Source organism: Curtobacterium sp. MCBA15_013 (assembly GCF_001865095.1).
In the GTDB taxonomy this organism is placed as follows: Bacteria; Actinomycetota; Actinomycetes; order Actinomycetales; family Microbacteriaceae; genus Curtobacterium.
Map to the genome: position 1 here is coordinate 188,720 of NZ_MJGQ01000004.1, position 23,235 is coordinate 211,954.

22 protein-coding genes and 1 pseudogene are annotated in these 23,235 nt (G+C 71.7%); 19 read left to right on the top strand and 4 right to left on the bottom strand.

Going from position 1 to position 23,235, the window contains the following annotated elements; genetic code table 11:
- Positions 1-253 precede the first annotated feature (253 nt).
- The 3 genes and pseudogenes from BIV01_RS20160 (at position 254) to holA (ending at position 4,110) form a co-directional block, all read left to right on the top strand.
- Complete coding sequence (locus tag BIV01_RS20160; protein ID WP_254791766.1) at positions 254-721, top strand: ComEA family DNA-binding protein; 468 nt, start codon at positions 254-256, stop codon at positions 719-721.
- Between the two features lie 603 nt (positions 722-1,324).
- A pseudogene (locus BIV01_RS20405) lies at positions 1,325-2,713 on the top strand (ComEC/Rec2 family competence protein); the annotation flags it as partial.
- Between the two features lie 377 nt (positions 2,714-3,090).
- The gene (gene holA / locus BIV01_RS02940) at positions 3,091-4,110 is read left to right on the top strand and encodes a DNA polymerase III subunit delta (RefSeq protein WP_071301880.1); all 1,020 of its coding nucleotides are present in this window, start codon (positions 3,091-3,093) and stop codon (positions 4,108-4,110) included.
- Positions 4,111-4,347: 237 nt separating this feature from the next.
- On the opposite strand, the gene rpsT is transcribed toward holA, so the two are convergent.
- Positions 4,348-4,608 carry a 30S ribosomal protein S20 gene (rpsT, locus tag BIV01_RS02945; RefSeq protein WP_070418682.1) on the bottom strand — a complete coding sequence of 87 codons (261 nt, stop codon included), beginning with the start codon at positions 4,606-4,608 and terminating at the stop codon, positions 4,348-4,350.
- Positions 4,609-4,799: 191 nt separating this feature from the next.
- On the opposite strand from rpsT, the gene BIV01_RS02950 reads away from it, so the two are divergent.
- Positions 4,800-5,984 (top strand): pyridoxal phosphate-dependent aminotransferase, encoded by a 1,185-nt coding sequence (locus BIV01_RS02950; protein ID WP_071301977.1) that lies wholly within the window; start codon positions 4,800-4,802, stop codon positions 5,982-5,984.
- Positions 5,985-6,054: 70 nt separating this feature from the next.
- Positions 6,055-7,902 (top strand): translation elongation factor 4, encoded by a 1,848-nt coding sequence (gene lepA, locus BIV01_RS02955; RefSeq protein WP_071294816.1) that lies wholly within the window; start codon positions 6,055-6,057, stop codon positions 7,900-7,902.
- Positions 7,903-7,911: 9 nt separating this feature from the next.
- On the opposite strand, the gene BIV01_RS02960 is transcribed toward lepA, so the two are convergent.
- Entirely contained in the window at positions 7,912-8,400 is a 489-nt protein-coding gene (locus tag BIV01_RS02960) for a hypothetical protein (RefSeq protein WP_071294817.1), read from the bottom strand.
- 133 nt (positions 8,401-8,533) lie between these two features.
- Here BIV01_RS02960 and BIV01_RS02965 point away from each other — a divergent pair, with 133 nt between their 5' ends.
- Positions 8,534-9,181, top strand: a complete 648-nt coding sequence (locus tag BIV01_RS02965; protein WP_070418685.1) for a DUF1990 family protein — start codon at positions 8,534-8,536, stop codon at positions 9,179-9,181.
- 10 nt (positions 9,182-9,191) lie between these two features.
- Here the strand turns inward: BIV01_RS02965 and BIV01_RS02970 are convergent, their stop codons facing one another.
- Positions 9,192-9,902, bottom strand: coding sequence for an HAD family hydrolase (locus BIV01_RS02970; protein WP_071301881.1), 711 nt, complete (start codon positions 9,900-9,902; stop codon positions 9,192-9,194).
- A 28-nt stretch (positions 9,903-9,930) separates the two neighbouring features.
- Here BIV01_RS02970 and hemW point away from each other — a divergent pair, with 28 nt between their 5' ends.
- Positions 9,931-11,148, top strand: coding sequence for a radical SAM family heme chaperone HemW (gene hemW / locus BIV01_RS02975; RefSeq protein ID WP_071301978.1), 1,218 nt, complete (start codon positions 9,931-9,933; stop codon positions 11,146-11,148).
- A gap of 1 nt (position 11,149) precedes the next feature.
- On the opposite strand, the gene BIV01_RS02980 is transcribed toward hemW, so the two are convergent.
- A complete protein-coding gene (locus BIV01_RS02980) occupies positions 11,150-11,539 on the bottom strand; it encodes a DUF4870 domain-containing protein (protein WP_070418687.1) in 390 nt (129 codons plus the stop codon).
- A gap of 108 nt (positions 11,540-11,647) precedes the next feature.
- On the opposite strand from BIV01_RS02980, the gene hrcA reads away from it, so the two are divergent.
- The 12 genes from hrcA (at position 11,648) to BIV01_RS03040 (ending at position 23,193) form a co-directional block, all read left to right on the top strand.
- Entirely contained in the window at positions 11,648-12,664 is a 1,017-nt protein-coding gene (gene hrcA / locus BIV01_RS02985; RefSeq protein ID WP_071301979.1) for a heat-inducible transcriptional repressor HrcA, read from the top strand.
- 128 nt (positions 12,665-12,792) lie between these two features.
- A complete protein-coding gene (gene dnaJ / locus BIV01_RS02990; RefSeq protein WP_071301882.1) occupies positions 12,793-13,905 on the top strand; it encodes a molecular chaperone DnaJ in 1,113 nt (370 codons plus the stop codon).
- Positions 13,905-14,654, top strand: a complete 750-nt coding sequence (locus BIV01_RS02995; RefSeq protein WP_071301883.1) for a 16S rRNA (uracil(1498)-N(3))-methyltransferase — start codon at positions 13,905-13,907, stop codon at positions 14,652-14,654. The genes dnaJ and BIV01_RS02995 overlap by 1 nt, the downstream gene beginning before the upstream one ends.
- A gap of 50 nt (positions 14,655-14,704) precedes the next feature.
- A complete protein-coding gene (locus BIV01_RS03000) occupies positions 14,705-15,058 on the top strand; it encodes a histidine triad nucleotide-binding protein (RefSeq protein ID WP_071301884.1) in 354 nt (117 codons plus the stop codon).
- Positions 15,048-16,187: a PhoH family protein gene (locus tag BIV01_RS03005; protein WP_071301885.1), complete on the top strand. Its 1,140-nt coding sequence runs from the start codon at positions 15,048-15,050 to the stop codon at positions 16,185-16,187. The genes BIV01_RS03000 and BIV01_RS03005 overlap by 11 nt, the downstream gene beginning before the upstream one ends.
- The gene (ybeY, locus tag BIV01_RS03010) at positions 16,184-16,645 is read left to right on the top strand and encodes an rRNA maturation RNase YbeY (RefSeq protein ID WP_070418693.1); all 462 of its coding nucleotides are present in this window, start codon (positions 16,184-16,186) and stop codon (positions 16,643-16,645) included. Before BIV01_RS03005 ends, ybeY begins: the two co-directional genes overlap by 4 nt.
- Before the next feature lie 4 nt (positions 16,646-16,649).
- Positions 16,650-17,972: a hemolysin family protein gene (locus BIV01_RS03015; protein ID WP_070418694.1), complete on the top strand. Its 1,323-nt coding sequence runs from the start codon at positions 16,650-16,652 to the stop codon at positions 17,970-17,972.
- A complete protein-coding gene (gene era, locus BIV01_RS03020) occupies positions 17,969-18,907 on the top strand; it encodes a GTPase Era (protein ID WP_070418695.1) in 939 nt (312 codons plus the stop codon). The genes BIV01_RS03015 and era overlap by 4 nt, the downstream gene beginning before the upstream one ends.
- A 68-nt stretch (positions 18,908-18,975) precedes the next feature.
- A complete protein-coding gene (locus BIV01_RS03025) occupies positions 18,976-20,223 on the top strand; it encodes a sensor histidine kinase (protein WP_139199188.1) in 1,248 nt (415 codons plus the stop codon).
- On the top strand, positions 20,220-20,894 hold the full coding sequence (locus tag BIV01_RS03030) for a response regulator (protein WP_071294824.1): 675 nt from the start codon (positions 20,220-20,222) through the stop codon (positions 20,892-20,894). Before BIV01_RS03025 ends, BIV01_RS03030 begins: the two co-directional genes overlap by 4 nt.
- A 149-nt stretch (positions 20,895-21,043) precedes the next feature.
- Positions 21,044-21,796: an ABC transporter ATP-binding protein gene (locus tag BIV01_RS03035; RefSeq protein WP_071301887.1), complete on the top strand. Its 753-nt coding sequence runs from the start codon at positions 21,044-21,046 to the stop codon at positions 21,794-21,796.
- Entirely contained in the window at positions 21,793-23,193 is a 1,401-nt protein-coding gene (locus tag BIV01_RS03040; RefSeq protein WP_071301888.1) for an ABC transporter permease, read from the top strand. The genes BIV01_RS03035 and BIV01_RS03040 overlap by 4 nt, the downstream gene beginning before the upstream one ends.
- The last annotated feature ends 42 nt before the right edge of the window (positions 23,194-23,235 follow it).

Sequence of the window (23,235 nt, forward strand, 5' to 3'; positions counted from 1 at the left end):
GGTGTCGGCGGGTGGGTCTGCGCGGTCGTGGGCCGCTGGGCTGGCGTTGTCGCCGCGGACGGCGGTCCTGCTGGCAGGCCTCGTCGTCCTGGTCGCCGGGGTCGTGGTGGCGGTCGGGTCGTGGTCGGGTACGTCATCGTCGGCGGGCGGTGGGGGCGACGGTCAGCTGTCGGTGGCGGGTGCTCCGTCAGCGGTGCCGTCCCGTTCTCCGGCAGGGGGTCCTCCGTCCTCGTCAGCCGCCCCGCTCGTGGTCGTGCACGTCGTCGGGGCGGTGGCACGTCCGGGCATCGTGACCCTGCCCGGGGGCAGCCGTGTGTCCGACGCGGTCGAGCGGGCCGGGAGTGCTCGTGACGACGCGGACCTGGCTCGACTGAACCTCGCGCGGGTGCTGGTGGACGGCGAGCGGTTGTACGTGCCGAAGGTGGGGGAGACGGACATCCCGGCAGCGCTCGACGGCTCGAGCGGTTCGGTCGGTGGGGGCGGTGCCGGGTCGGATGGTGCCGGTGGTGGTGCCGGGTCTGCCGTCGATACCGTCGTCGACCTCAACACGGCCGACCAGACCCTGCTCGAGACCCTGCCCGGGATCGGGCCGTCGCTCGCCGGCCGGATCCTCGCGTGGCGCGACGAGCACGGACGGTTCGCCGCCGTCGAGGACCTGCTCGACGTCAGCGGCATCGGTGACGCCCGGTTCGCGGAGCTCCGCGACCGCGTGCGGGTCTGATCGGGGCCGGCGGTGGCGGTCGACCTCGCTCCCGGCGTGCGTGACCTGCGAGTGGCCGGTCCGGCGTCGGCCGCGTGGGTCTGCGCGGCGGTGCTGGTCGGGTTGCCCGGCAGCGCGGGGTGGTTCGTCCTCGCGGGCGCGGCCGTCGCGTGTGGCGGCATCGCATGGCTGGTGGTGGGGTGTCCGCGGCGGGCTCTCGGCGTCGTGGGGCTCGTGGTGGCGTCGGCCGCGTTCTGCACCACGGTGGCGGTCGCCGTGGTGGTCGGCGACGACCGGCGGAGCCCTGCCGTCCTCGACGGTGTCCGGACGGCCGCCGTCGAGGTCGTGCTCGACCGGGACCTCGCGCCGGGTGCCCGGTCGGTCGTCGGGACCCTGGTGGCTGCGGAGGACGTCGACGGGCTGCGTGTGCCGGTTCGGGTCGTCCCCGCAGCGCAGGGCGCGCCCGAGGCCGTCGCTGCGGGGAGTCGGGTGCACGGGGTGGCGACGCTCCAATCGGACGAGCCGGGGAACACGACGTCGTTCGTGGCGTTCCTGCGCGGCGGGGTCCGGACCGAGCCGCCGACGGGACTCCTCGCGGCCACCGATCGGGCGCGCCGAGCGTTCGTGTCCGCGAGCGCGACCCTGCCGGAACCCGGAGCCTCGTTGTTGCGCGGTCTGGCGATCGGCGACCGGAGCGGACTCGACCCCGCGACCGAGGCCGCGATGGAGACCTCGGCGCTCACCCACCTGACCGCCGTGTCCGGCGCGAACTGCGCGGTGATCGTGGGACTCGTGGTCGTGCTGGGGCGGGTCGTCGGCCTCCCGCGAGCGGGTCGGGCGGTGGTGGCGATCGCGCTCCTGCTGGCGTTCGTCGCACTGGTCCGTCCGGACCCCTCGATCGTGCGGGCGACGGTGATGGCGGTGGTCGTGCTCGTGGTGCACCTCGCGGGACGTCCGGTGCGAGGGGTCCCGCTGATCGCCCTCGCCGTGGTCGGGATGCTCGTCGTCGACCCCTGGTACGCCCGGTCGTTCGCGTTCGCCCTGTCGGTGCTCGCGACGAGTGGGATCGTGGTCCTCGGTCCGCCGCTGACGGCGCTGTTCGCACGACGGGTGTGGACGCCGGTGGCGGCAGCGCTCGCGATCCCCGTCGCGGCGCAGCTCGCCTGCTGGCCGGTCACCATCCCGTTGTCGGCCACGTTCCCGACCTACGCTGTCCCGGCGAACCTGCTGACCGAGCCGCTCGCGCCCGTCGTCACGGTGATCGGGCTCGCCGCGTGCCTGACCGCGCCGCTGTGGCCGTGGGGCGGTTCGGTGCTCGCCGCGGTGGCGTGGGCGCCCGCCAGCGCGATCGGAGGCATCGCGCACGGAGCGGCTGCGCTCCCGTACGCCGCCGCGCCCTGGCCAGCCGGCGTGCTCGGGGTGGTCGGCGCCGCCGTCGTGAGCGCCTCGGTCGCGGTGGCGGTCCTCGCGCCCCGAGCGGTCCGCTTCCGCCTGCTCCTCGCCGCGTGCACGGTCGCAGCGGTCGGGATCGTGTCCGTCGCCGTGCCGCGACTCGTCGTGCGCGCGGGGCTGCCGGGCGACTGGGCCGTCGCCGCGTGCGACGTGGGACAGGGTGACGCGGTGCTCGTCCGCGGCGGGAGCGGCACCGCACTGGTCGACGTCGGCGACGATCCGGAGCGACTCAGCGCGTGCCTGGACCTCCTCGGCGTCGACCGGGTCGACCTGCTCGTGCTGACGCACTTCGACCGGGACCACGTCGGCGCGGTCGCGTCGGTCGCGGACCGTGTGACGACCGCGCTCGTCGGGCCGACGGGTCGGGCTGAGGACGAGCGCGTCCTCCGGTCGCTCGTCGATGCGGGCATCGACGTCCGGACGGCCGACGACACGACGTCGGGCACGCTCGGGCCGCTCCGGTGGCGGGTGCTGTGGCCGCGGTCGGGTGCGCGGGACGCCGGCAACGACGCGAGTCTGGTCCTCCGCACGGAACCCGGGCCGGGCTGCACGTCGTGTGTCGCCGGGCTGTTCCTCGGAGACCTGGGGGAGACCGCGCAGCGCCGGCTCCGCGGTGTCCTGGCGTCCCGGGCCGACACCGGAACGCAGGCCCGGCCCGGGACCACGATCGAGGTCGTGAAGGTCGCGCACCACGGTTCGGCCGACCAGGACCCGGTGCTCTACCGCGAGACCGCGGCCGCGGTGGGGCTCATCGGCGTCGGTGCGGACAACACGTACGGCCACCCGACCCGCTCGGCGCTGGACGTGCTCGAGGCCGCGGGCACCCGTGCGTACCGGACCGACCAGCAGGGGACCGTGGTCGTCGGACGGGACGGACCCGACGCCCTCCGGGTGTGGACGGAGCGTTCGGCGTCAGCGGTCGCCCGTAGGATCGAGGCATGGCCGCCAAGAAGCCCGTCCGCGCCGCAGCGAAGATCGACCAGGTGCCCTGGTCGGGCATCCGCCCTGCGCCGGTGGTGCTCGTCACGGGGCCCGAGACCTTCCTCGCCGAGCGAGCGAGCAGCGTCCTGCGTGACCTGCTCCTGGGCGAGGACCCCGCGCTCGAGGTGCACGACCTCGAAGCCGACCAGTACGCTCCCGGCCTCCTCGCCACCCTCGCGAGTCCGTCCCTGTTCGGCGAGCCCCGGTTGGTCCGGGTCACCAACGTCGAGAAGTGCACCGACGCGTTCATCACCGAGACGATCTCGTACCTCGGTGCCCCGGCGGACGACGTCACGCTCGTGCTGCGCCACGGCGGGGGAGTGCGCGGCAAGAAGCTGCTCGACACGATCCGCAGCGGTGTCGGCGGGGGCGTCGAGGTGCAGTGCGACGAGCTCAAGCGCGAGACCGACCGGATCGACTTCGTCACGGCGGAGTTCCGCGCTGCCCGACGCAAGATCGCGCCCTCGGCGGTTCGCACCCTCGTCGCGGCGTTCGCGGACGACCTGGCCGAGCTCGCGGCCGCGTGCCGACAGCTCCTCGCGGACGAAGCCGCCGAGATCACGGACAAGGTCGTCGACAAGTACTACGGCGGTCGCGTCGAGACGAACGCGTTCAAGGTCGCCGACATCGCACTCGCCGGCCGTTCGGCTCCGGCGATCGTCGAGTTGCGGCACGCGCTCTCGACGGGCGAGGCTCCGGTGCCGATCGTGGCGGCGTTCGCGTCGAAGATCCGCACGATGGCGAAGGTCAGTGCCTTCCGCGGGCCGAGCGGTCAGGCCGCCTCGGCACTCGGCATGGCGCCGTGGCAGGTGCAGCGGGCGCAGCGTGACGTCGCGGGGTGGAGCGAGTCCGGGCTCGCGAACGCGCTCATCAGCATCGCCGAGGCCGACACCGCGGTGAAGGGTGGCTCGCGCGATGCGCACTACGCGCTCGAGGTCATGGTCCGCACCATCGCCCGGCGCGGCGAGGCGCGCTGAGGCGAGCCGAGCCTCCTGAACTGCGCACGCGACGCGAGTCGGACGGCACCGCACACGCGTTGCGACGTTCTGCGTGTCGATCGACGCGCAGCATGTCGAACCGCGCGTGTCACGCCGCCAGGCGCCGGCGCCGCCCGCCCCGCCCCGCGCCGCGCGCCCCGCGCCGCGCGCCCCGCGCACGCAGACAGGCCCCGCACCGAACGGTGCGGGGCCTGTTTGACCAGAAGGGTCAGTGCGTCAGAGCGACGCGACCTTCTTCGCGATGGCCGACTTGCGGTTCGCGGCCTGGTTCTTGTGGATGACGCCCTTGCTCACGGCCTTGTCGAGCTTCTTCGACGCGAGGGTCAGGGCCGCGACGGCCTTGTCCTTGTCGCCGGCGACGACGGCTTCGTTCGTGTGACGGATGACCGTCTTGAGCTCCGAACGGTAGGCCTTGTTGCGCTCCTGGGCCTTGAGGTTGGTCTTGATGCGCTTCATCTGCGACTTGATGTTCGCCATGCGTGTTGCTCCTTGATCGTCTCTACGGGTGGTCGCGACCGCTGGGTAGAGGGGCCCTTGGTCGCATCGCGTTCCACCCGTGGGCGGGGAACGCGGAAGCCAGCCACCAACATTACCAGGCCGGAGCGTCTGGACCAAAGCACCGAAACGCCGAAACCGTGCCGCAACAACCGTTCGCTACCGTGACGAGCATGCCATCGCTCGCGCCCCGCATCGAGACCGTCCCCGCCTCCGGCATCCGCCGGGTGTTCGAGCAAGCCGCCCGCATGCAGGCCGAGCAGACGGACCAGGCGACCGGCACGGACATCGCGATGCTCGTCATCGGCGAGCCCGACGTGCCCGTCGCGGCGCACATCGGCGAGGCCGCCCGGCGCGCCTGGACCGAGGACCGCACCGACTACACCCCGAACGGCGGCATCGCCCCGCTGCGGGAGGCCATCCGCGACAAGCTCCGCCGCGAGAACCGGGTCGAGGTAGACGTCGAGCAGATCTGGATGACGATCGGCGCGACGCAGGCGCTCTTCCAGGCGATGACCCTCGTGCTGAGCCCCGGCGACGAGGTCCTCGTGCCGGACCCCGGCTACACGACCTTCACGATGAACGCCCACATCATCGGAGCCACCCCGGTGCCGTACCGGCTCGAGCCGCAGCACGGGTTCGAGCCGGACCTGCAGGCCCTCGAGGCGAGCATCACCGAGCGGACCCGCGCCCTCGTCGTGAACTCGCCCTCGAACCCGCTCGGCTCGGTGTTCGGCGAGCAGACCCTCCGCGACCTGCTCGCCCTGGCGAAGCGGCACGACCTCTGGGTGATCAGCGACGAGGTCTACGAGTACTTCACCTACGGCACGCGCCACGTCAGCCTGGCGAGCCTCGACGAGGACGACCGCGTCTTCACCGCCTTCTCGCTGAGCAAGACCTACGCGATGACGGGCGTCCGTGTCGGGTACCTCGTCACGCCGAAGGGACTCGGCCCGACGATGCGGACGACCCAGGAGGCGATGATCAGCTGCGTCGCCGAACCCGACCAGTGGGCGGCCCTCGCGGCGATCGTGGGGGACCACTCCGCCGTGCAGGACGCCCGCGAGCACTACCGCGCCAACCTCGGCGTCGCGAAGGAGGTGCTCGACGCCGCCGGCATCCACTACCTCGACCCGCGCGGCGCCTTCTACCTGTGGATCGACATGTCCCACGCCTCGCAGGGCGACGTCGCGGAGTGGGCGCTCGGGTTCCTCCAGCGGGAGCGGGTCGCCGTGGCGCCGGGGAGCGCGTTCGGGCGGACCGGCGAGGGCTGGATCCGCGTCTGCCTCGCGGCGACGCCGGCGGACCTGCGCCGCGGACTGGGTGCGCTGCCGGCGCCGGAGCACGCCGTCGTCTGACGGGACGTGCGCGCCGCCGCCGCGCGGACGTGGGACAATCGTTCGACCGTCCGACCCACCCCGAGGAACCGTGAGCCCACAAGCATCCGCGCCGCTCGAGCCCGCCTCGACCCCGGCCGACGCGATCCGCAACTTCTGCATCATCGCGCACATCGACCACGGCAAGTCCACGCTGGCCGACCGCATGCTGCAGATCACCGGCATCGTCGAGGACCGCGCCATGCGTGCGCAGTACCTCGACCGCATGGACATCGAGCGCGAGCGCGGCATCACGATCAAGTCCCAGGCGGTGCGCATGCCGTGGGAGCTCGACGGGCAGACGTACGCCCTCAACATGATCGACACGCCCGGTCACGTGGACTTCTCGTACGAGGTGTCCCGGTCGCTCGCGGCGTGCGAGGGAGCGATCCTCCTGGTCGACGCGGCGCAGGGCATCGAGGCCCAGACGCTCGCCAACCTCTACCTGGCGCTCGAGAACGACCTCGAGATCATCCCGGTCCTGAACAAGATCGACCTGCCGGCGGCCGAGCCGGAGAAGTACGCGGCCGAGCTCGCGCAGCTCATCGGCGGCTCGCCCGACGACGTCCTGCGCGTGTCCGGCAAGACCGGCGTGGGCGTGGCCGAACTGCTCGACCGGGTCGTCGGCTCCGTGCCGGCCCCCGTGGGCGACGTGGACGCTCCGCCCCGCGCGATGATCTTCGACTCGGTCTACGACAGCTACCGCGGCGTCGTGACGTACGTGCGGATGGTGGACGGCACGATCCACCCGCGCGAGAAGGTCCAGATGATGTCGACCAAGTCGACGCACGAGATCCTCGAGATCGGCGTGTCCGCGCCCGAGCCGAAGCCGACGAAGGGCCTCTCCGTCGGCGAGGTCGGTTACCTCATCACCGGGGTGAAGGACGTCCGCCAGTCGAAGGTCGGCGACACGGTCACCACGGCACAGAAGCCCGCGACCGAGGCGCTGGCCGGGTACACCGACCCGAAGCCGATGGTGTTCTCGGGCCTGTACCCGATCGACGGCTCGGACTACCCGGACCTCCGCGAGGCGCTCGACAAGCTCAAGCTGTCCGACGCCGCCCTCGTGTACGAGCCGGAGACGTCGGTGGCGCTCGGCTTCGGCTTCCGCTGTGGCTTCCTCGGCCTGCTCCACCTCGAGATCATCACCGAGCGCCTCAGCCGCGAGTTCGGGCTCGACCTCATCACCACGGCCCCGAGCGTGATCTACGAGGTCACGAACGAGGACAACACCGTGACCGAGGTCACGAACCCGTCCGAGTTCCCGGGCGGCCGCATCGTCGAGGTCCGCGAGCCGATGGTCCGTGCGGCCATCCTCGCGCCGAAGGACTACGTGGGCGCGATCATGGAGCTGTGCCAGTCGCGCCGCGGATCGCTGCTCGGCATGGAGTACCTCGGCGAGGACCGCGTCGAGATCCGGTACGAGATGCCCCTCGGTGAGATCGTCTTCGACTTCTTCGACCAGCTGAAGAGCAAGACCCAGGGCTACGCGTCGCTCGACTACGAGCCCACGGGTGACCAGGCGGCCGACCTCGTGAAGGTCGACATCCTGCTCCAGGGCGAGCAGGTCGACGCGTTCAGCGCGATCGTGCACCGCGACAAGGCGTACGCCTACGGCACGCTGATGACCGAGCGTCTGCGCAAGCTCATCCCGCGCCAGCAGTTCGAGGTCCCGATCCAGGCCGCCATCGGCGCCCGGATCATCGCCCGCGAGAGCATCCGGGCGATGCGCAAGGACGTCCTCGCGAAGTGCTACGGCGGTGACATCACCCGCAAGCGCAAGCTCCTCGAGAAGCAGAAGGAGGGCAAGAAGCGCATGAAGATGGTGGGTCGCGTCGAGGTCCCGCAGGAAGCCTTCATCGCGGCGCTCTCCGGCGACGTCGAAGAGAAGAAGAAGTAGCGGAGCGCGTCAGACGCGGCGGGCGCGAGCCCGCAACGCTGCCAGGCCCAGTGCCGGGAGGCTCGCCGCGGCCAGTCCTGCGAGTGCGGTCCGCAGGATGACGAGTCCGGCAGCCGTGTCGTAGTCGGCCTGCGCCGCCGCGGCGAACCCGGCCACCACCGACCCGACCACCATCGCCAGCGTGCAGAACCCGAGCACGTAGGGCAGCCGGCGTGCCGAGTGTCGGCGCACCGCGAGCACGAGCGTCACCCCGAACAGGAGCACACCCGCTCCGGCGCTGCACGCCCCGAACGCGGCGATGGCGTTCGCGGTGTCGAACACGTCGACGTCCCCCGGCGGCGTCGTGACGTACCGGGAGGGAGCGCCGAGGCCGGCCGTCGCCCACTCGACCGCGGCCCGTGCCGTCGCCGCCAGCCCGAACGCCGCGAGCGTCAGGACGGCGAACGCGGCCGTCGTGCGGTCGACGGACCGCGCGCGAGCGAGGGGGGAGCGGGGCACGCACCCACGATAGGGGCGTGTCGGACGCGTGTCGGGCCTCCAGTTCGGGGCGCGCGGAAAGCGGACCGCCGGTTGCGCACCCGAGGGCGACTCGGTTCGATCCGGGGGACGAGTCCCCAGTACAGTGGGCCGCATGAGTACCCGCGGGAGCTACCGGACCGCCCTGACGTACGGAGCCGTGGGTGCGACCCAGGCGCCGGACCTCATGACGTACCCGCCGGAGGGATTCGCCCCGTCCGAGTCGCGCTCCCGGATCGGCCACGGCGACCAGCGCTTCGAGACCGCGGTGACCCAGGCCCTGACCTGGCAGATCCAGGAGCGCAGCGGGATCCGCGTGCACGTCGAGGAACAGCCCGACGACGACGAGGTCCGCTACAACCCGGTGACCTTCGACGAGGACGGCGTGCCGATCGCCCCGGCCTCGATCGGGACGCCGCGGGTGGAGAAGTTCGCTCCGGACGGCACGCCGCTCGTGACGGCGGGGACGAGCGCGACGCTGACGATGCACGCGTTCGGCCAGACGGTGCAGGCGCCGGTCCGGGTCGTCTCGATCATCGACGAGACCGACCGCAAGGGCTTCGCGTACGGCACGCTCGAGGGGCACCCGCTCTCGGGCGAAGAGTCCTTCGTCGTCGAACGGACCCCGGACGGCTCGGTGTGGTTGCAGATCCGGCAGTTCTCGCAGCCGTCGAGCCGGAAGTGGCAGTTCGTGGCCCCGTTGCTCCGCCGCCAGCAGCGCGTGATGGCGCAGAAGTACCTCGAAGCGCTCCGCGGCGACTAGGTCCGCTCGGCTAGGAGCCCTCGCCGACCGGGCGGAGCGGCGGCAGCGCCGCGATGGCGTCCTCGATGAGCGATGCGTCGTCGACGCAGTTCCGGGCGATCGTCACGGCACCCGTGGCGCGGAGCGCGTCGACGTCGAACACCCCGGTCGCCACCGCGAGGAACGGGATCCCGACGGCCTCGGCTGCCTCGCCGTCGCGCGGGGTGTCCCCGACGATGACGGCCCGGGTGCCCGCGAGGGCCTCGGCAGCACGCGCGGTCACCCCGCTGCGCTCGACCTCGGCATCCCCGAAGTACGAGTGCTCCCAGTCGAAGGCGTCCACGTCGAACCCGGCGCCCTGCAGCTTCACGCGGGCGCGGTAGGGGGAGTTGCCGGTCAGCAGGCCGTTGCGCCAGCCGAGCTCGGCGAACCGTCGGACGAGGGCGATCGCTCCCGGAGCCGGGCTCCGGTGGTCGCCGGACACGTGCCGTTCCTCGGTCAGGTCGTGCAGGTGGCGGCTCACGGTGGGGATGAGCGAGTCGTCCAGGTCGTGGGCCCGGACGTGCTCGGCGATGAGCCCCGCGTCGGTGCGGCCGTGCTGGTGCCCGACGCGGAGGACGAGGCCGCGACCCACCGCCCGCTCGAGCGCGAGGTGGTAGAGGTTGCCCGGCGAGGAGGCGTTCATCACGAGGGTGCCGTCGATGTCCCACAGCACCGTGGTGGGGACGGGGTGGTGCTCCATGTCTCCATCATGACGGACAATGGAGTCCATGCCGAGTGCTCTCCCGATCGCCGATCCCGCACCAGCGGACGGGCTGCTCTCGCCCGCGGCCGGAGCCGGTGACGTCCCGTTCGGCGTGTACGTGCACGTGCCGTTCTGCCGCGTGCGGTGCGGGTACTGCGACTTCAACACCTACACGGCGTCCGAGCTGCGCGGGGTCCGGCGGGACGACTACGCCGGCCACGCCGTGCAGGAGATCCGTTTCGCGGCGGACGTCCTCGACCGCTCCGGCGTCCCGCGGCGACCGGTGTCGACGGTGTTCTTCGGCGGGGGCACGCCGACGATGCTGCCGGCGTCCGACCTCGTGATGATCCTGCGGGCGATCGACGAGACCTGGGGCATCCTGCCCGGGGCCGAGGTCACGACCGAGGCGAACCCGGACTCCGTCGACGAGTCGTCCCTGGCGACGCTGCGCGCCGGTGGGTTCACCCGGGTGAGCTACGGCATGCAGTCCGCGGTGCCGCACGTGCTCGCGACGCTCGACCGGACGCACGACCCCGAGCGCGTGCCGCTCGTCGTGGACGCCGCGAAGCAGCAGGGGCTCGACGTCTCGCTCGACCTCATCTACTCGACGCCGGGCGAGTCCCTCGACGACTGGCGCACCTCGCTGGACGCGGCCCTGGCGTGTGCGCCCGATCACGTCTCGGCGTACTCGCTCATCGTCGAGGACGGCACCGCGATGGGCCGGATGGTCGCACGCGGCGAGCTGCCGGCGCCGGACGACGACCTCGCGGCGGACATGTACGAGCTGGCCGACCAGGTCCTCGGCGACGCCGGGTACTCCTGGTACGAGGTCTCGAACTGGTCCCGCGGCGACCACCACGCGAGCCGGCACAACCTGTCCTACTGGAAGGGCCACGACTGGTGGGGCGTCGGCCCGGGCGCGCACTCCGCGGTCGCCGGCACCCGCTGGTGGAACGTGAAGCACCCGGCCGCGTACGCGAACCGGGTGCTGCAGGGCGAGTCGCCCGCGGCCGGCCGCGAGACCCTCGACGACGAGACCCGGTACGTCGAGCGCGTGCTGCTCGCCGCGCGGGTCCGCGGTGAGCTGGCGACGAACGAGCTGGGCCAGGAGGCACGGGGCCGCGTCGCCGGCCTCATCGCACGTGGTCTCGTGGACGGGTCGGCCGCGGTGCGGGGACGGATCGAGTTGACCCTGCGGGGTCGCCTGCTCGCGGACACGGTGGTCCGCGAGCTGCTCGACTGAGCTACTGCTTGATGAACTCGATCGAGAGCGGGTAGCGGTAGAACTGCCCGCGGTTGGCGGCGACGGCGGCCATGATCCCGAAGATGATCGTCAGGATCCCGATCACCGGCAGGAGCACCGCGCCGATCAGCACGATGGTCAAGAGGCCCGCGGCGACGTAGGCGATCGCCATCGTGATGTGGAAGTTCAGCGCCACGCGCGTGTGCTCGCGGATGAAGCCGCCGCGATCGCGCAGGACGAGGTAGGCCACGAGCGGCGCGACGAAGTTGAAGAAGATCCCGCCGATGTGCGTGAGCGTTGCCCAGAGGCGCTGGTCCTCGGGCGACATCGGCTGGGGCGGCTGGTACCCGCCCGGGAACTGGGGGCCACCGGGCTGCTGTCCGTAGGTCATGGCGGAAGCGTACTGGCAGGCGTGTGGAGAAGTCCCGGTCCGTCGGTGGTCGGGCGTAGGATCAGCAGTCGACACGTCCGAGTGCCAGATCGAGTGGAAGGGGTCCGGGTGGTCAGCGAACGCAGCCTCGAGGTCCTCAAGGCCATCGTGCGGGACTACGTCGCGTCACGCGAGCCGGTCGGTTCGAAGACGATCGTCGAGCGGCACGCCTTCGGGGTCAGCGCCGCCACCATCCGGAACGACATGGCCCAGCTCGAGGACGAGCAGCTCATCGCGGCACCGCACACCTCGTCCGGTCGCGTCCCCACCGACAAGGGGTACCGCGTCTTCGTCGACCACCTCGCCGGCGCGCGGCCGCTGTCCAGCGCCCAGCGGCACGCGATCGAGACGTTCCTCGGGGCGCCGAACGACCTCGACGAGGTCCTCGGCCGCACGGTCCGGCTGCTCAGCCAACTCACGAACCAGGTCGCCCTCGTGCAGTACCCCTCGATGGTGCGCGCGCGTGTCCAGCACATCGAGCTCGTCCGCCTCGGCGACAACCGCCTGATGGTCGTGCTCATCACCGACACCGCCCGGGTCGAGCAGCGCGTCGTCGAGACCGACGTGGCGCTCGACGAGGGCTCGCTCACCGAACTCCGCACGGTGGTGAACGGCGCCAGCGTCGGGCTGCTGCTGCAGGACGTCTCGACGGCGCTCCGCGCGGTGCCGCAGCAGATCCGCCCCGACGCCCAACCGCTCGCCGGGGTCGTCGTCGCGACCCTCATCGAGCAGGTCGCCGCCAACCGGCAGGACCGCCTGGTGATGGCCGGTGCGGCGAACCTCGCCAAGAGCGAGCAGGACTTCTCGGGCGGGCTCTTCCCCGTGCTCGAGGCGATCGAGGAACAGGTGACCCTGCTCCGCCTGTTCGGTGAGATGCAGATCGACGACGGCGTCGCGGCTCGCATCGGCGTCGAGAACGCCGAGTACGGGCTCGACGCGACGAGCATCGTCGCCGGCGGGTACCTGGCCGGCGGCGAACTCGCCCGGCTCGGCGTGCTCGGGCCGACCCGGATGGACTACGGCACGAACATGGCCGCCGTGCGCGCCGTCGCACGGTACCTGTCCAAACTCCTGGGTGAACATTGACCAGGTGCCCACGCGCCTGAGCGAGCCGGTCCCGACGGGGCGACCCGCGCCTCCAGGCCCACCGACGACCACCAGAACCGCGGCGACCGCCGCACCCGACCGACCGAACCGAACCGACTGAGGGATACGTGGCAGACCACTACGACGTCCTCGGCGTCCAGAAGGACGCCTCCGATGCCGACATCAAGAAGGCGTACCGCCGTCTGGCGCGCGAACTGCACCCGGACGTGAACCCGAGCCCCGACGCGGCCGAGCGCTTCAAGGACGTGACGCACGCGTACGACGTGCTGAGCGATCCCGAGCAGCGCCGCCGGTACGACGCCGGGCCCCAGGCCGACAGCCCCTTCGGTGGCGGAGCCGGCGGGTTCAGCGACATCTTCGACGCGTTCTTCGGTGGCGGTGGCGCCGGCGGTCGTGGCAACGGCCCGCGCAGCCGTGCCGAGCGCGGACAGGACGCCCTGCTCCGCATCGACGTCGACCTCGACGAGGTCGTCTTCGGTACCCACAAGGACGTCGAGGTCGACACCGCGGTGCTGTGCGAGACGTGCGGCGGTTCCTGCTGCGCGCCGGGCACGAGCCCGCAGACGTGCGACATCTGCGGCGGCACCGGCCACATCCAGCGCCAGGTCCGCTCGCTCCTCGGCAACGTCGTGACGAGCGCGCCCTGCGGCACCTGCCGCGGGTACGGCACCGTCATCCCGAACCCGTGCCCGACGTGCCAGGGCCAGGGACGCGTCCGCGCCCGCCGCACGGTGCCGGTCGACGTCCCCGCCGGGGTCGACTCCGGGCTCCGCCTGCAGATGCCCGGCCAGGGCGAGGTCGGTCCGGCCGGTGGCCCCTCCGGTGACCTCTACCTCGAGATCCGGGTGCGCCACCACGACGTGTTCAGCCGCGACGGGGACGACCTGCTCGCCACGCTCGAGGTCGCGATGACCGACGCCGTGCTCGGGACGACCACGACGATCGACGGGCTCGACGGCCCGGTCGAGCTCGAGGTCCGTCCGGGTGTGCAGAGCGCCGACGTCCTCGTGATCAAGGACCGCGGCATCACGAAGCTCCGGGGCAACGGTCGCGGCGACCTCCGGGTCGGTGTGCAGGTCGTGACGCCGACGAAGCTCTCGCACAAGGAACGGCAGCTCGTCGAGCAGCTCGCGAAGTCGCACAAGGCCGCGAAGCCGCAGCTCGCCCGCTTCCAGCAGGGCATGTTCGGCAAGCTCCGCGACCGGTTCTTCAACTTCTGATGGCATCGCTCTACCTCGTCGGGTCGCTCGACGGCGTCACGGTCGGCGACACCGTCCCGCTCGACGGGGCGGAGGGACGCCACGCCGTCACGGTCGCCCGGGTCCGGGTGGGGGAGACGCTGCGCCTGTCCGACGGTCGTGGCACCGTCGTGACCGGGGCCGTGACCGCGCTCGGGCGGGACACGCTCTCGTTGGCGGTGTCCACGGTCGCCGTCGACGACGCACCCACACCGACGCTCACGCTCGTGCAGGCGCTCGCGAAGGGCGGCCGCGACGAGATGGCGGTGCAGGCGGCGACCGAGATCGGTGTCGACCGGATCGTGCCGTGGTCGGCGGCCCGCAGCGTCTCCCGCTGGGACGGCGCGAAGGTCGAGAAGGGCCGCGCACGCTGGACGGCGATCGCGCACGAGGCGTCGAAGCAGGCGATCCGTTCCCGGGTGCCCGTCGTCGACGCGCCGGTGACGACCGGGCAGCTCGCGGCTCCGGCTCCCGGTGCGGCCGACGGTGCTCGCGCCGTCCTCGTGCTGGACCCGGTCGGCGACGTCCGGCTCTCCGAGTGGGAACCGCCGAGCGACGTTGCCGAGATCGTGCTCGTCGTCGGACCCGAGGGCGGCATCGACGGCTCCGAGTTCGACCGGCTGGTGGCCGCCGGCGCCGTCCGGGTCCGCCTCGGCGACACGGTCCTCCGGACGTCCACCGCCGGCCCGGCCGCGCTCGCGGTCCTCCAGACGCGGCTCGGTCGCTGGTAGCGCCCGGATCGGGAAGGCGTGGCGTCGGTACCGCGTTCTACGATGGAGCCATGAGCACCAGCACGCCCAGCATCTTCTCCCGGATCATCGCGCGCGAGATCCCGGCGACCGTCGTCGCCGAGGACGACCGCGTGATCGCCATCGAGGACATCGCGCCGAAGGCACCCGTCCACGTGCTCGTCATCCCCAAGACCGAGCAGTACCGGAACGTCACCGAGCTCGCAGCCGGTGACCCGGACCTCCTCGCCCACCTGGTCGCCACCGCGCAGTGCATCGCCGACGAGCGCGCCGGCGGCCAGTACCGACTCGTCTTCAACACCGGCGAAGCCGCCGGTCAGACCGTGTTCCACGTGCACGCGCACGTACTCGCAGGTGAACTGCAGGAAGGCACCCTTGCCGGCTAACGAACCAGCACCCACCCCGGCCGACCCGACGGACGTGTCGGCCTCGATCCAGGTCGACGGCATCGCCATGGTGCAGCTGCTCGGCCCCCAGGACCGACTGCTCAAGACCGTCGAACGCCAGTACCCGGGCGTCCGCGTGCTCGTGCGTGGCAACGAGGTCACGCTGACCGGGCCCGAACGCGACGTCGCGCGCGCGCACGCCCTCGTCGACGAGCTCGTCGGCATGGTGAAGCGCGGGCAGGACATCGGGCCGTCCGACATCCCCGTCTCCGCGAAGCTCCTCGACGAGGACCGCAAGCCGTCCGACACCTTCGGCACGCCGATCGTGTCGAGCCGCGGAAAGTCCGTGCGGCCGAAGACCGACGGGCAGCGGGCCTACGTCGACGCCATCGACGAGCACACGATCACGTTCGGCATCGGCCCCGCCGGTACCGGCAAGACGTACCTGGCGATGGCGAAGGCCGTCCAGGCGCTGCAGCGACGCGAGGTCACCCGGATCATCCTGACGCGCCCCGCGGTCGAGGCCGGCGAGCGGCTCGGCTTCCTGCCGGGCACCCTCACCGACAAGATCGACCCGTACCTGCGCCCGCTCTACGACGCGCTCAACGAGATGATGGACCCCGAGCTGGTCCCGAAGCTCCTGGCCGCCGGCACGGTCGAGGTGGCCCCGCTGGCGTACATGCGCGGACGCACGCTGAACGACTCGTTCGTGGTCCTCGACGAGGCGCAGAACACGACGCCCGAGCAGATGAAGATGTTCCTGACGCGGCTCGGGTTCGGCTCGAAGATGGTCGTCACGGGTGACATCACCCAGGTCGACCTGCCGGGCAACCTGTCCGGGCTCCGGCTCGTCACGCGCATCCTCGGCGAGGTCGACGACATCCACTTCGCTCGCCTCGGCAGCGAGGACGTCGTCCGCCACACGCTCGTCGGACGGATCGTGGACGCCTACACCGTCTACGACGAGGAACGCCTCGCCGAGCAGTCCGGGTACCGCCCGGGCGGCCGGGGCAGCGCCGCCACGCCGAACCCCGCCGGTACGAACCGCGCCGAGCGACGGGGGCGTCCGCCGCAGGACCGCCAGCGCTCCCCGTACCCCCAGAACGACTCCCGAGGAGGGAACCGGTGAGCATCGAGCTCAACAACGAGTCCGGCGTCGAGGTCGACGAGGCAGCCATCCAGCGCCTCGCCGCCTTCGCGCTCGACGCGCTCCACGTCCACGCCGATGCGGAGCTCGCGATCGTGCTCGTCGACGAGGGCGCGATGGAGCAGCTGCACGTCCGGTGGATGGACGAACCCGGGCCGACCGACGTCCTGAGCTTCCCGATGGACGAACTCCGTCCGGGCACCGAGGACGACCCGACGCCCGCCGGGCTGCTCGGCGACATCGTGCTCTGCCCGCAGGTGGCCGAGGAACAGGCGAAGACCGCCGGGCACTCGAGCACCGACGAGATGCTCCTGCTGACCTGCCACGGCATCCTGCACCTGCTCGGGTTCGACCACGCCGAGCCGGACGAGAAGGCGGAGATGTTCGGGCTGCAGGGCGAGATCCTCACGGCCTTCGCCGCCCAGCGCCGCGGGCGGTGAGCTGATGCTGCTCGTCGTCGGCCTGCTGGCGGTGGCGTTCGTGCTGGTCGTCGTCGGTGGCCTGCTCGCCGCGTCCGACGCCGCGCTCTCCGTCCTCTCCCGCGCCGACCTCGACGAGATCGCGCGGGAGAGCAAGCACCGTCGCGCCATCGAGGCGGTCGGCGACGACGTCGGGGCGCACGTCAACGCGCTCAACTTCTTCCGGGTGCTCGCCGAGACCGCCGCCGCCGTGCTCGTCACGATCGCGCTCGTGATGGTCTTCGACACGTGGTGGGTCGCGCTCATCGTGGCCGCCGCGATCATGACCGCGGTGTCGTTCGTCCTCGTCGGGTCCAGCCCGCGCAGCGTCGGTCGCGCGCACGCCGAACGGCTCATCGCGACCACGGGCGGGCTCGTCCGGGCCGTGCGCATCGTGCTCGGTCCGCTCGCCGGCCTGCTCGTGGCGATCGGCGACCGCGTCACGCCCGGGCGCGGGGGCAGCGCGTCGACGGTGTCGAGCGAGGAGCAGCTGCTGTCGCTCGTCGACGAGGCCACCGAGAGCAACGTCCTCGAGCAGGACGACCGCGAGCTCATCCACTCGGTCTTCGAGTTCAGCGACACCCTCGTGCGCGAGGTGATGGTGCCGCGCACCGACATGCTCACCGTCGACGGGTCGGACACCCTCGCGAGCGGCATGGAGCAGTTCCTCGCCGCGGGTGTCTCCCGCATGCCCGTCACCGGCAAGGGCAGCGACGACGTGCTCGGGGTCCTCTACCTGCGCGACGTCGCCCGGGCCCTGTACGAGCGCCCGGGGTCCGGTACGAAGCGGGTCACGACGCTCCTCCGCCCGGCGGAGTTCGTGCCGGAGTCGAAGGCCGCCGACGACACCCTGCGCCACATGCAGGTCGCGAAGAACCACCTCGTGCTCGTCGTCGACGAGTACGGCGGCGTCGCCGGGCTCGTCACGATGGAAGACCTCATCGAGGAGCTCGTCGGCGACATCTCGGACGAGTACGACCGCGCCGTGGTCGACCGGGTCGAGGTCGAGCCGGGCGTCTGGCGGATCTCCGCCCGACTGCCGATCGACGACCTCGGCGACCTGTTCGGCATCGAGCTCGAGGACGACGACGTCGACACCGCCGGCGGGCTGCTCACCAAGGAGCTCGGCCACCTGGCGATCAGCGGCGACAGCGTCACCGTGTCCGGCGTCGTGCTCACGGCCGACCGGGTCGAGGGCAAGCGCCGCCACCTCATCACCGTGCTCGCCGAGCGCACGCCCGGACTCGCGGACGTCGAGGACGCCTTCGACGACGCAGCATCCACCACGACGGGAACCACGCACGCATGACCGACACCACGCCAGCCACCGCCGGACCGACCGAGCCGTACCGTGCCGGGTTCGTCTCGTTCGTGGGGCGCCCGAACGTCGGGAAGTCCACGCTGACGAACGCGCTCGTCGGCCAGAAGGTCGCGATCACCTCGTCGAAGCCGCAGACCACCCGCCGCGCCATCCGCGGGATCGTGCACCGACCGAACGGCCAGGTCATCATCGTCGACACCCCCGGCGTGCACCGACCGCGCACCCTGCTCGGCGAGCGGCTGAACGACCTCGTGCAGTCCACCCTCGGGGACGTCGACGTCATCGGGCTCTGCGTCCCGGCGAACGAGCCGATCGGCCCCGGCGACCGGTTCATCAACGACACGCTGGACCAGTACCCGCGTGCGAAGAAGGTCGCCATCGTCACGAAGATCGACCGGGCCGCCAAGGACAAGGTCGGGGAGCAACTGCTCGCGGTGTCGAAGCTGCGCGAGTGGGACGCCATCGTGCCGACCTCGGGCACGAGGGGACTGCAGCTCGAGGACCTGCTCGGCGTGATCACGTCGCTGCTGCCCGAGTCGCCCCAGCTCTACGACGACGCCGCGGTGACCGAGGAGACCGACGAGGAGCGGATCGGCGAACTCATCCGCGAAGCCGCGCTCGAGGGCGTGCGCGACGAGCTGCCGCACTCGCTCGCCGTCGTGATCGAGGACGTCGTCGAGCCCGACGAAGACGACGAACCGGACGGCCCGCTGCGCATCTTCGCGAACCTCTTCGTCGAGCGGGACAGCCAGAAGGCGATCGTCATCGGCCGCAAGGGGGAGCGCCTCAAGGACGTCGGGTCGCGAGCCCGTACCGAGATCGAGGCGCTGCTCGGCGGCCGGCACGTGTACCTCAACATCCGGGTGAAGGTCGCGAAGGAGTGGCAGCGCGACCCGAAGCAGCTCGGGCGACTGGGCTTCTGACCCGACCGTCTGCTGACGTCAACCTGGAGGCGGACGCGCACCGCGCCTCCTGGACGTACCGTGGTGTGGTGTTCCGTCCCATGCTGCGTGCGCAGGTGATCACCGACGTCGTGATCGCGGTCCTGCTCGGCGCGCTCGTGCTCGTCGTGACCGCACGGGGGCTGGACTCGCCGTTCGCGCTGCTGACGGTCCTCGGCATGACGGCCGCGCTGGCGCTCCGGCGCCTGTCGCCGGGCCTCGCGCTCGGTGTGGCGTGGGTGTTCGCCGTCCTCGAGATGGTCACCCTGCAGATGCCCGACCTGTCGAACGCGTTGATCGCGGGGGTGGTGTACTCGACGAGCCGCTACGGCAGCCGGCGCGTCCGGCTGGCGGGCCTGGTGTCGTCGATCGTCGGCCCCGTGACGGCGGCCGTCTACCTCGGTCTCGACGACTACCGGCAGCGGCAGGGCATCGTGACGGCGACGACGCCCGAGCAGGAGTCGCTCAAGGTCGCGATCGCGTACTTCGCGATCGTGCTGCTGCTGCTCCTCCTGCCGTGGCTCGCCGGTCTCGTGCTCCGCACCCGGCGGTCGGCGAGCATGAGCCGAGAGGCCCAGCTCCTCGCCGAGCGCGACGCCGCACGGGCCGATCGAGCCGTCGCCGTGGAGCAGGAACGCGTCCGGATCGCCCGGGACATGCACGACATCGTCGCGCACTCGCTGGCGGTCGTGATCGCGCAGGCGGACGGCGCCCGGTACGCGTTGAAGGCAGATCCGGCCATCGCCGACGAGGCGCTCGGGACGATCTCGAGCACCGCCCGCCGTGCCCTCGGCGACGTGCGCGAACTGCTCGGTGCGCTGCGGCACGAGCAGGGCACCGCACCGACCCCGGAGATCGACGACATCGACCGGCTGATCGGTGAGATGCGTGGCGTCGGGCTCGACGTGCGGGTCGAGCGCGAGGGCGATTCGTCTGGACTGCCGACCACGACGCAGCTCGCCGTCTACCGGATCGTCCAGGAGAGCCTGACGAACGCGTGGAAGCACGGTGAGCCGAACACCCCGGTGCGCGCGAGCCTCACGTACCGGCCGGACACCGTCGAGATCACGGTCGTCAACCGGCGCGCCGACGACGGCACGCGCGGGCCCGGTACCGGACACGGGCTGGTCGGCATGCGCGAACGTGCCACCATGACCGGGGGCACGATGACCGCGGGACCGCGGGGCGACGACTTCGCGGTCGCGGTCCGGATGCCGTCCGTCCCCGCGAGCGGCCAGATGCCGCGCGGGCTCGTCCCGACCACACCCTCGACCCTCCAGGAGCGCACCGGCCGATGAACGACACCCCGATCCGCGTCGCGCTCGTCGACGACCAGGCCCTGTTCCGCACCGGCATCCGGATGCTCATCGACTCGCAGGCCGACCTGCAGTTCGTCGGCGAGGCCGGCGACGGTGCCGAGGGCGTGGAGCTCGTGCGGCGCGGGCGTCCCGACGTCGTGCTCATGGACGTCCGCATGCCGGTGATGGACGGCATCACGGCCACCGCCCGCATCGTCGAGGACAGCGGGACCGACGGCGCGAAGGTGCTCGTGCTCACCACGTTCGACTTCGACGAGGCAGCGGCGAAGGCGATCCGAGCCGGCGCGAGCGGGTTCGTGCTGAAGGACGCCGACCCGGAGTTCCTGCTCGCGGCGATCCGCACGGTGCACGCCGGGACCGCCGTGTTCGCGGCGTCGGCGACCCGTGAGCTCCTCCGCCGTTACGAGGACACGAGCGAGCAGGCGGCCTCGGTGCCGGCCGCGTTCGCCGACCTGACGCCGCGCGAACGGGAGATCTTCGACCTGGCGGCGCGGGGCTTCAGCAACAGCGAGATCGCGCAGCACGAGTACGTGAGCGAGGCGACGGTGAAGACGCACATCTCGCGCGTCCTCACGAAGCTCGAGCTGCGGGACCGGGTGCGGCTCGTGGTGTTCGCGCACGAGCACGGTCTGGTCGCGAAGGCCGACTGACCGCGGCTGCGCGCTGCGGCTGCGCGCTGCGCGCTGACGGTCCGTCATCCGTCAGGATGACTTCTCCCCAGGCAGTGGAGCCGAGCGGACGATCCACAGGAGCCGCTGGGCCGACGCGGGGCGTGCCTCCTGGCCGTCATCGTGGAGTCATGACCACGAGCAGCAGACCGATCATCCGTCTCGACCGCGTTTCGAAGTTCTACGGCGATGCTGTGCGGCGGGTGACGGCGTTGGACGATGTGAGCGTCGACATCGGCGCGGGGGAGTTCACGGCGGTGATGGGTCCGTCGGGTTCGGGGAAGTCGACGTTGATGCACGTCGCGGCGGGGCTCGACCAGGTGTCGTCGGGTCGGATCTGGATCGACGGGGTGGACGTCACGGGGTTGGGTGACAAGGAGTTGACGGAGTTGCGGCGTCGTCGGTTGGGGTTCGTGTTCCAGTCGTTCAACCTGGTGCCGACGTTGGATGTGGGGGAGAACATCCGGTTGCCGTTCCTGTTGGGTGGGCACAAGGTGACTCGTGAGGAGTCGGCGTGGATCGACCGGTTGGTGGAGATGCTGGGGTTGGGGGATCGGTTGTCGCATCGTCCGCACCAGTTGTCGGGTGGGCAGCAGCAGCGGGTGGCGATCGCGCGGGCGTTGGCGTCGCGGCCGGCGGTGGTGGTCGCGGACGAGCCGACCGGGGCGTTGGATTCGCGGACGGGTCGTGATGTGTTGCAGATCTTGCGAGGTGCGGTGTCGGAGTGGGGGCAGAGCGTGGTGATGGTGACGCATGATCCGGTGGCTGCGGCGAATGCTGATCGGATCCTGTTCCTGGCGGATGGTCGAGTGGTGGGGGATCGTCCGGCGATGGATGCCGCGGCGATCTCGACCACGATGCTCGGGATGGAGACCGCAGCGTGAACGGCGTCCGCGCGTTCGCCCCGACCGTCCTCGTCGCGGCGCTCGGCACCACCTTCGGGTCGGCACTGGTCATCGCGCCGGGGATCGTCACCGAGGCCCTGGCGGCCTCCGGTCTCTCCGAGCTCGGCCCGGTGAAGGCGATCCTGTCGGTCGTCGGGTGGCTCTTCCTCGGCATCGCCCTCTACGTCGGTGCGATCGTCACGGCGAACACCTGCGCCACGCTCATCGCCGGGCAGACCCGCATCATCGCGCTGCAGCGGCTCGTCGGGGCGACCGGCGCCTCGTTGCGCGCACGGATCACCCGGACCGGCCTCGTCGTCGGGGTCCTCGGCGGTCTGATCGGGGCGGTCGTCGGCACGGGGCTCAGTGCGCTCTTCGTCGTCGTGCTGCGGGGCAACGGGTTCCTGCCGGACACCGCGTACACGATCGTGCCGTGGGAGCTCGTGCTCCCGGTCGTGGCGGTCGTCCTCGCGACCTGGGGTGCGTTCGCGGCCGGTTCGCGGCGGGTGCTCACCGTGACGCCGCTCGAGGCGCTCTCGTCGAGCGTCGAACCGAGTCACGACGACGTCCGCTCCGGGACCGCCCGGAAGATCTGGGCGATCGTGCTCATGGCTGCGGGCGGCCTGCTCCTGCTCGTCGGGCTGCTCGCCAGCGCGCTCTCGCCCATCGCGGCCCTGCCGGCAGCGCTCGGGGGCTTCGTCTCCTTCGCCGGGGTTGCCGTCGGTGCGACGATCGTGATGCCGCCCGTGCTGCAGCTCATCGGACGCATCGGGGCCCGTGACCCCGTCGTCCTGCTCGCCGGCCGCAACGCCGTGCGCGCACCCGGCCGGTCCGCACGGGCGACCATCGGGCTCGTCATCGGCGTCACCCTGCTCGTCACGTTCGCCGTGGCGCTCGGCATCATGCAGCACGTGCTCGGTGCCCAGCTGCAGGCCATGGATCAGGGGCAGATGACGAAGGAGATGCTCGAGGGGCAGCGTGACTTCTTCGTCCAGCTGAACGCCGTGGTGAGCGTCATCGTCGGGTTCTCCGCCGTGATCGCCGCGGTGGGGGTCGTGAACGCGCTCGCCCTCGGGGTGCTGCAGCGCCGGCGGGAGCTCGGGCTGCTGCGGGTGCTCGGGCTGACCGGGGCGCAGGTCCGACGGATGATCGTCACCGAGGCCGTCCAGATGGTCGTCGCAGCCGTCGTCACCGGGCTCGTGCTCGGCACCTTCTACGGGTGGGTCGGTGGGCAGACGTTGCTCGGTTCGCTCGGCTTCGCGACGACGCCGGTGCTGCCGCCGTTGACGGTGGGGATCGTGGTCGTGGGGGCGTTGGTCCTCGCGGTGGTCGCGACGATCGCGCCGGTGCGGCGTGCGATGCGCGTTCCACCGACGGAGGCGCTGGCGGTCGACTGAGACTGCTGATCGCTCCTGATCACCCCATCGGATGACGCGGCG